Annotated in this window: 11 protein-coding genes; 3 read left to right on the forward strand and 8 right to left on the reverse strand. The window is 58.8% G+C overall.

Annotated elements, in window-relative coordinates; translation table 11 throughout:
- Nucleotides 1-213: 213 nt before the first annotated feature.
- Complete coding sequence (locus AC07X6_RS13780; protein WP_494791351.1) at nt 214-1359, forward strand: MFS transporter; 1146 nt, start codon at nt 214-216, stop codon at nt 1357-1359.
- Nucleotides 1360-1366: 7 nt separating this feature from the next.
- Here the strand turns inward: AC07X6_RS13780 and AC07X6_RS13785 are convergent, their stop codons facing one another.
- From AC07X6_RS13785 to AC07X6_RS13815, 7 genes are all read right to left on the reverse strand, one after another.
- Nucleotides 1367-1861 carry a prolyl-tRNA synthetase associated domain-containing protein gene (locus AC07X6_RS13785; RefSeq protein WP_494791329.1) on the reverse strand — a complete coding sequence of 165 codons (495 nt, stop codon included), beginning with the start codon at nt 1859-1861 and terminating at the stop codon, nt 1367-1369.
- Between the two features lie 65 nt (nt 1862-1926).
- Entirely contained in the window at nt 1927-2124 is a 198-nt protein-coding gene (locus AC07X6_RS13790) for a DUF3079 domain-containing protein (protein ID WP_332862333.1), read from the reverse strand.
- A 158-nt stretch (nt 2125-2282) separates the two neighbouring features.
- Nucleotides 2283-2591: a hypothetical protein gene (locus AC07X6_RS13795; RefSeq protein ID WP_494791330.1), complete on the reverse strand. Its 309-nt coding sequence runs from the start codon at nt 2589-2591 to the stop codon at nt 2283-2285.
- Nucleotides 2592-2600: 9 nt separating this feature from the next.
- Entirely contained in the window at nt 2601-3164 is a 564-nt protein-coding gene (locus AC07X6_RS13800; RefSeq protein ID WP_494791331.1) for a hypothetical protein, read from the reverse strand.
- Nucleotides 3165-3268: 104 nt separating this feature from the next.
- Entirely contained in the window at nt 3269-3712 is a 444-nt protein-coding gene (locus tag AC07X6_RS13805; protein WP_494791332.1) for an immunity protein RhsI2 family protein, read from the reverse strand.
- Between the two features lie 26 nt (nt 3713-3738).
- The gene (locus AC07X6_RS13810) at nt 3739-4146 is read right to left on the reverse strand and encodes a GNAT family N-acetyltransferase (RefSeq protein ID WP_230541828.1); all 408 of its coding nucleotides are present in this window, start codon (nt 4144-4146) and stop codon (nt 3739-3741) included.
- A 76-nt stretch (nt 4147-4222) separates the two neighbouring features.
- Nucleotides 4223-4684, reverse strand: coding sequence for a GNAT family N-acetyltransferase (locus AC07X6_RS13815; protein ID WP_494791333.1), 462 nt, complete (start codon nt 4682-4684; stop codon nt 4223-4225).
- A 420-nt stretch (nt 4685-5104) separates the two neighbouring features.
- Between AC07X6_RS13815 and AC07X6_RS13820 the strand changes: the two genes are divergently transcribed.
- Both AC07X6_RS13820 and AC07X6_RS13825 read left to right on the forward strand, forming a co-directional pair.
- Nucleotides 5105-5716 carry a hypothetical protein gene (locus tag AC07X6_RS13820; RefSeq protein WP_494791334.1) on the forward strand — a complete coding sequence of 204 codons (612 nt, stop codon included), beginning with the start codon at nt 5105-5107 and terminating at the stop codon, nt 5714-5716.
- Between the two features lie 257 nt (nt 5717-5973).
- Nucleotides 5974-6351, forward strand: a complete 378-nt coding sequence (locus AC07X6_RS13825; RefSeq protein WP_230541852.1) for a cytochrome c — start codon at nt 5974-5976, stop codon at nt 6349-6351.
- 105 nt (nt 6352-6456) lie between these two features.
- Here AC07X6_RS13825 and AC07X6_RS13830 read toward each other — a convergent pair whose 3' ends face one another.
- Entirely contained in the window at nt 6457-6849 is a 393-nt protein-coding gene (locus tag AC07X6_RS13830) for a GFA family protein (RefSeq protein WP_494791335.1), read from the reverse strand.
- Nucleotides 6850-7244: the final 395 nt, after the last annotated feature.

The raw sequence follows: 7244 nt of genomic DNA on the forward strand, positions 1-7244 counted from the left end.
TCGATACAGAAGTCATTGACAACGCGGCGCGCCATCGCCTATATTTATACCGATCGATACATATGTACCGCCACGACGGCCGGGGGCACTCCCGCGCCTGGCCGCCCCGTCACATTTCCAAGGATAGCCGCTTTGAATCACGCCACGCTCACCACCGGAACCAGCCCCGCGCTGGCCGACCGCCTCCCCGTTTCAGGTTTATTGGCCCTGGCCATGACGGGTTTTATCTGCATCGTCACGGAAACCTTGCCCGCCGGCTTGCTGCCGCAGATCAGCGCGGGACTCGGCATCAGCGCCGCGCTGGCCGGGCAAATGGTCACGGCCTATGCGCTGGGCTCCCTGCTGGCGGCCATACCGCTGACCATCGCCACGCGCGGCTGGCGCCGCCGCAACGTGCTGCTGCTGACCATCATCGGCTTTCTCGTGTTCAATACCGTCACGGCGCTGTCATCGCACTACTGGCTGACCCTGGCAGCCCGCTTCTTTGCCGGCATGGCGGCCGGGCTGGCGTGGAGCTTGCTGGCCGGCTACGCGCGGCGCATGGTGGCGCCCCATCAGCAAGGCCGCGCCCTGGCGCTGGCCATGGTGGGCGCGCCCGTCGCCCTGTCGCTGGGCGTGCCGCTGGGCACCTTGCTCGGCTCGCTGGTCGGCTGGCGCGCCGCGTTCTGGATCATTTCCGCGCTGACACTCATCCTGATCGCCTGGGTGCTGGCGAAAGTGCCGGACTACCCGGGCCAGCGTGCGCATGAGCGCCTGCCCCTGCGCCGCGTCTTCACGACGCCGGGCGTGCGCCCCGTGCTGGCCGTCGTCATTGCCTGGATGCTGGCGCACAACATTCTCTACACCTATATCGCCCCGTTCGTGGCGCCGGCCGGATTGACGGGACGCATCGACCTGGTGCTGCTCGTCTTCGGCGCGGCGGCCATGGCCGGCATCTGGATCACGGGGAAATTGGTCGAGCGCCACCTGCGCGCCACCGTGCTGGCCAGCCTGGCGACCTTCGCCGCCACGGCCCTCGTGCTGGGCATGGCGTCGCAGTTTCCAACTGTCATCTATGTCGGCATGGCCGTCTGGGGCCTGAGCTTTGGCGGCGCGGCAACGCTGTTGCAAACGGCATTGGCCGACACGGCCGGCAGCGGCGCCGACGTGGCCTTGTCGATGAACGTGGTGGCGTGGAATGGGGCGATTGCGGCCGCGGGCGTGGTGGGCGGCGCCTTGCTGGAAACCTGGGGCGCGGACGCTTTCCCCTGGGCCATGGTGGCTTTGCTCCTGCTGGCGTTCGCGCTCGCCTGGTCGGCCCGCGCGCATGGCTTCCGGCCGGGGCGGCGCAGCGGCGGCGCGCCCGTGGCCGGGCATTGAGCTTGTCTTACTGCGTTGCCGGCACCGTCACGATGCGGGGCACGTGTCCCGTATGCGCGAGGAAACGGACCAGGGTCGCATGCGACAGCGCCACCGTGGCCGTGTTGCGCAACGGATGGGCTTGTATATGGTCAGCTTCCCACACGGCCTGGTCCAGCACCAGCTCCACCGCCTGCGCGCCGTCGTGGATCAGCGCGAACAGGCTGACGGATCCGGGCGTAATGCCCAGGTGCCGCAGCAGGCGCTCGGGCGAGGCCATGCTCAGCTTACTGGCAGGCAACAACCGTCCCAGCGCTGCCAGATCGACGCGCTTGTCGCAGGGCACGATGACGAGCAAATGCCGCCGGCCCTTCTCGTCGCGCACGAACAGGTTTTTCACCATCAGGCCGGGCATGGCCGGCACGTGGATTAGTGCTTCATCGATGGTGTGGACGGCCGGGTGTTCGACCATGGCGTAATCGCCGGCGCTGCTTGCCAGCCAGCGGGACAGGATTTCTTGCATGGGCATTTCCTCAGCGTGGGCGCGTTTGCGATGGGAAATTGTAGCGGATCGCGGCGCTGTCACCGCTACGGTTTTTTCTCCGCCTCGGCTTGATCGGCGGCCGCCAGCCCCCAGTCATTCCACCCTTCCCCGAACAGCTCGATGGGATGCTGCGTGCGTTCGGAACCGTTGCCGCAGCGCATGGCATCCGGCGGACAATACTTGTCGCAGCCCCAGCAGATGCGTTCGGGATTCTTGGGATTCAAGGGAAATGGCTTGGCCATGGGGGGCGATGGGGTCGGTTGAGGTGTCTTTGACGACTCTAGACCTGGCGCGGGAGGCGGTCAAACGAATTTCTGTGGGGAATTTGCTTAGGTCAAGTTTGCGCATATTGCTGTGGTGGCAGCTTGCGCTCTACGTTCACCAGCAAGACCAGCGTATGTCATTCCCTCTCATAACTGATCACCGCATCATTAGCATGACTCTTGATGACCTTCATTATTTTGGCATTGCCTTGATATTTCACCTCAAGAATTCTCAGCTGATTTTGCGCCACCTTGCAGTATTTATGTATATTCTTGAGGATAGCATCCTGCTGCCGCTTAGGTAGCTCCCCATCAAATTCTCCCGCCAAGTGCTCACATGCTTCTGCGTTATAGATAAACCTGCTGACATCCTGAGGGAGTGGCTGGGCTGAAAAGGCAAAAGGAAGAACAAAGTAAATGGCTACTATCAGAAAAAACATTCGCATGATTTTCCTTTAATAACCGTTATTGGACCAGTGTGACCGGTCGCTTCCAGGCCCGTTGTATTTCTTTACTCCATATGTTGCAGCGACCGCGATAAGTTGCCTGTTCATGCCGTTTCTCGGCAAAGTGGCAATCTTCACCATATTACCGCTCGCATCTTTCACCTCAACCGTTCCGCTCCACACCAAATCCATATCAATCGCAAGACCAGAATTATGTTGCGAGCGCAGTGCGGGCTTGATGGGTAAATGATTAATCTGCAAGACGGTCAACATCGCTTTTGCAGCCTTGACAGATGCGTCAATTTCACCGTGATCCCATGCGATATTCACACCCGCCATTTTTGGGATGTGTTGGGGATCAAGCTGTTTTCTTGCGAGTCTCCACGCATAATGCATCAGGCAGGAGCGCTGCGGCGGTCTGTAGGTGGCATTGATTGCAACCCTGATCCCCGCCTCTTTCATTGCATATAGAAAATCTTCCACTGCCAAACGAAAATTTCCTGACAAATCCCTCGTGTTGGTGCTGCCTGGAAATTTTCGCCCCCATCTTTCACCACTGAGTTCGTCATCCATCTCGCCTCCATCATGAAGTATCCTTAATTTAATGCAAACCTGGAGGGATGGTGTTGACAGGGAACAGGGGGCTTATGGCAGCGGTATCAAGTGAATATAAGGCCTTATGCCGCAGAAACAGACACTTCCAGCACGATCCGCGCATAGTCGGCACCACCGTCCGCCGCCCGCGCCTTCAGCTCATCGAGCGCGTAGACCATCGTCACCGTGACGCCTGGCACGAACAGCTTGATGTCCTGCCGGCGGTGCGTGTAGATGCTTTCATCGGCTGTCGAGCCATCGGCCAGGCGCAAAGTGAAGCTGTTGACTTCATCGCCACGCCGGCTGTCCTGGCCTGCGAAATACGTGCGCTCGATGATGCCCGTCAAGGTTTGCGTCTGCAGGCGCCTGGCCGCGATGTTTTGCCACCACGCTTCGGACGCGAACAAGCCATGGCTGCCTTTCAGGCCCATGCGGGGCCTGGCACTGTCGAGGGTGAGCGCCTGGGTTTTGGCGACGCGGCCGGGGTCTTTTGCCAGGGCTTCGGCGAGGGTGTAGACGGGTTTCATAAGGCGGAGTTCCTGGAAGCGCGCGCTCAATGTTTGCGCCGGATCACATAGGCATTGCCGGCAGGCTCAAAACCGAGCGTCGGATAGTAGGACATGGCATCCGGAGCGGAAAGCAGTATCAGGGACACTTCATCGCCGATGATGGCTTGCGTGCGCTGGACCAGCTGCTTGCCGATACCCAGGCCCTGGTATTGCCTGTTGACGGCCAGATCCGACAGATAGCAGCAATACGCATGGTCGGTCAGCGACCTCGCCACCCCCACCAGCTCATTGTCTACCCAAGCCGACAGCAAGAGACAAGGCGCGGCGAACATGCGCGCGATTCTCGGCAGATTGCCGGTCGGCCGCTTGATTCCGGACTGATCGAAGACGCGCACGACGTCGAGCGGATCGAGGGGAAAGTTGTGACGATATTCTACGGTGATGTTTTTCATGGTTTCATAGGTGGAAGTGAATAGGAGCGTAGCTGGGGACGAGGGGATATTGCCATCCCCTCCACGCAGATAAAACTCATTCAACTGCCCGGAACTTCAGGAAACGCCGGCCGTCATACTCCACCTCGCAGTCAAAGGCGAAGCCGATTCGTGCAAGCCCCCTGACGCGCGTGCGGCTGGGCGGCAGCAGGAGACTTACAGCACCTATGCCCAGTTCCAGCCGGCGGCGCATGAAAGCGCGCACCAGCGCGGGTCCACATCCCCAGAATTCAGGGAGCAATACCAGTGCGAGATCCGCTTCGCGCCCTTCCTGCTGAAAACCGCCCCAGCCGGCAAAAGCACCATCGATCCGGATCGCCCACGGTCCATAGCCATGGGCCTGCCACTGCGCGTCCTTGCCTTTCGCCCATTCCACCACAGCGTGCCCGGTCCAGCTTTCGGTGGCGAGCGGCATGTGGCGGATGACGTCCGGGTGGTTCAGCAGAAGGAGCCAATCCGCGGGCAGGATAGCGGAAAACGGGTGGAGGGTGAAGGTCATGGTCGTCTTGTGGGGGCAATCGTGGGCAGAGAGAGGCCTGTGCCACGCCTGGGGCAGATGAAATCAGTTGGTGTCATGAAAGCATTGTAGCGTGTCGCAAACGTTCAAGACCTGCATCAGGGAGCAAGCGATACTGACTTCATCGCATGCACACCGAAGGAGTTTCATGAACACCGCTGCCATGCCCGTCGCGCGGGATCGCCGACTTGCCAAGCCCGCCCGCCCTGCCGTTTCCCGGCAATGCGCAGCAGTTCAAGCCGCGCACTATCCACCAGGCCATGAAAAATTGGAGCGGGCACGACGGCCCGATATTCCTGGCACAGCTTCGGCCAGCGACTGGTGCCGCACCTGAACAAGCGATGGCGCTCAGCATGGCGCCATGCGCAACACAGGAAACATCGAACTCACCCATGAATACCTATGTCAATTCGTAAATTTCACCGCCTGTCGGCCTGTGTCCTGGCGGTCTTTATATTGTTGCATCTTGGCAATCACCTGGCGGCCGTTGCCGGCCCCCATGCGCACATCGCCTTCATGGAGGCGATCCGGCCCCTGTATCGACATGCCGTGCTCGAGCCGGTGCTGCTGGCGTGCGTGCTGTTTCAATGTGGCAGCGGAACATGGATAGTGCTACGCAGCTGGAAGAAACGCGACGGATTCGTAGCGTGGCTGCAAGCCGGTTCGGGCATCTACCTGGCCCTGTTCCTGCTGTTTCATGTGGGTGCCGTCCTGTTCGGCCGCGCCGCGCTCAGGCTCGACACCAATTTTTACTATGCGGCGGCCGGTTTTGTCCTGATGCCATATGCATGGTTCTTTGCGCCGTACTACTTCCTCGCGGTGTTCGCCCTGTTTGCCCACCTGGGCTGTGCCGCCTACTGGCAAGTCCAGGCGCGCCCGCCCATGGTGCGCAGGCTCGCCATCGGCATTCCGGCGGGCGCCGGCCTGGTGCTCGCCCTGCTGATTGACCTGGCTCTGGCGGGCAGGCTCCACCCGCTCGACATTCCCGCGAAATACCTGCTCATTTACCAATAAGCAGGGTACGCCCGCGGTCGCGGTTGGGGAAATTGTGGCGGGCAGGCGCCGTCCAGTCATCGTTGCCAGCAAATATCTGCGTACATTATCCATGCAAAAGAATTCCCGCCGTGGCTGCGCCCGATACGCTGCGGCACCCGGCAGAGAATCCCGGCAGATATAATGATGGAATGAGTAGCCGAGACAAATCCCCGAAAAATAAAATCCGGGCCCTGCCCTCGACGCATATCTGACCGATACAACAAGACCACATGAAAATGAAAATATTATTCGCCGCTTCGCTGGGAATTCTGTCGCTGATGCAAACACCATTATCCTTCGCGGATAATATCAACGGAAAAAATCTTTATGTACAGAGATGTGCCGTGTGCCACGGCGCTGATATCAAAGGGACAGGAGCATTGGCAAATAAGAGCAATCCCCCAACGCCTGACCTGACGACATCCGCTTTCAAAAAACGACTGAAGGATTATCCTGGCGTTATTGTGTCATCGGTCATACTCCGCCCCAATGGCGACTTGATTCCAAAAACTTTGCGAGAAAATGGCGTGAAGATACCGCCGCATGCCTGGAAAGTTCAGGATTTTCGCGACTTGAATCAATATATGAGTGGGGTAATTTTAAAGAGTCGATGATGTAGGCAGGAAATCAAGAAACTGAGCCTGTCATTTTTGCGCGGACTCTTGCTCGGAATCTCAAGAGCGCGATAAAAAAGCCAGTCAAATGACTGGCTTTTTTTATTATGTTGGATTTTCTTGAAACTGTTTTGCACCATCACAAATTTCATACCATGCCGGCTTGGAGCCAACATAAACATGAAATTGCATTCTTACCTCGGGGTCATCATCCAGGCAGTTAACGGCGATAGGAAATGAATCATTCTCCGAGCCAACTTCCCCCAAGGAAGTCCCGCAGTTCTTGCAAAAAGTTCTTGCATACTTAAAGGGAGGCTCTGACTCATAGCGCTGAATACATTCTCGCCCCTCCAGCAAGGTAAATGAATTTTTATCCACGAAGACCAGGGCACTCGCTCCCGCCTTCCGGCAGCGGGAACAGTGGCACATGCCCATCATGCCTGGGGGTGAGGCCAATTCAAATTTTACTGCGCCACAGCAGCAACTGCCTTTGATCATGAGGTGTCCTTTTTGAACGTTGATACTGTATTTTTACACAGTATTTCAAAAAAAACAATGCGCGCATAAAGGAGTCTTTCAGAGCCCAAGCGCAAGCACGGTGCGGGCAAGAGCATCAGGTCCTGCCATTCGGATACGGACTGATGCGTGAGGTGCTGTGGAGGTTCGGTCGACAAGCTGATTAGATCCACGGACGCGCAGCGGCGGCAGGCGGGTGCGAGCAACGGGTGCGAGGGTCAGGTCCGCCATTCGGGCACGAACTGATGCGTTGGGTGCTGTGGAAGCTGGCTCAGTTAAAGACCTGATTAGAACCACGAACGCGCGCCCTCGGCGCGCGGAGCTGCCGCGCAGCGGCAGCGATTGGAGGATTCGGGGCGGGGGGGGGGGGGGGGGGG

Source organism: Janthinobacterium sp. GW460-12-1-14-LB5, from assembly GCF_059423585.1.

Excerpts from the sequence above, each read along its gene's own strand:
- AC07X6_RS13780 (WP_494791351.1), top strand. The coding sequence starts at position 214 with ATGACGGGTTTTATCTGCATCGTCACGGAAACCTTGCCCGCCGGCTTG.
- AC07X6_RS13785 (WP_494791329.1), bottom strand. The coding sequence starts at position 1,861 with ATGCAAGAAATCCTGTCCCGCTGGCTGGCAAGCAGCGCCGGCGATTAC.
- AC07X6_RS13790 (WP_332862333.1), bottom strand. The coding sequence starts at position 2,124 with ATGGCCAAGCCATTTCCCTTGAATCCCAAGAATCCCGAACGCATCTGC.
- AC07X6_RS13795 (WP_494791330.1), bottom strand. The coding sequence starts at position 2,591 with ATGCGAATGTTTTTTCTGATAGTAGCCATTTACTTTGTTCTTCCTTTT.
- AC07X6_RS13800 (WP_494791331.1), bottom strand. The coding sequence starts at position 3,164 with ATGGATGACGAACTCAGTGGTGAAAGATGGGGGCGAAAATTTCCAGGC.
- AC07X6_RS13805 (WP_494791332.1), bottom strand. The coding sequence starts at position 3,712 with ATGAAACCCGTCTACACCCTCGCCGAAGCCCTGGCAAAAGACCCCGGC.
- AC07X6_RS13810 (WP_230541828.1), bottom strand. The coding sequence starts at position 4,146 with ATGAAAAACATCACCGTAGAATATCGTCACAACTTTCCCCTCGATCCG.
- AC07X6_RS13815 (WP_494791333.1), bottom strand. The coding sequence starts at position 4,684 with ATGACCTTCACCCTCCACCCGTTTTCCGCTATCCTGCCCGCGGATTGG.
- AC07X6_RS13820 (WP_494791334.1), top strand. The coding sequence starts at position 5,105 with ATGTCAATTCGTAAATTTCACCGCCTGTCGGCCTGTGTCCTGGCGGTC.
- AC07X6_RS13825 (WP_230541852.1), top strand. The coding sequence starts at position 5,974 with ATGAAAATATTATTCGCCGCTTCGCTGGGAATTCTGTCGCTGATGCAA.
- AC07X6_RS13830 (WP_494791335.1), bottom strand. The coding sequence starts at position 6,849 with ATGATCAAAGGCAGTTGCTGCTGTGGCGCAGTAAAATTTGAATTGGCC.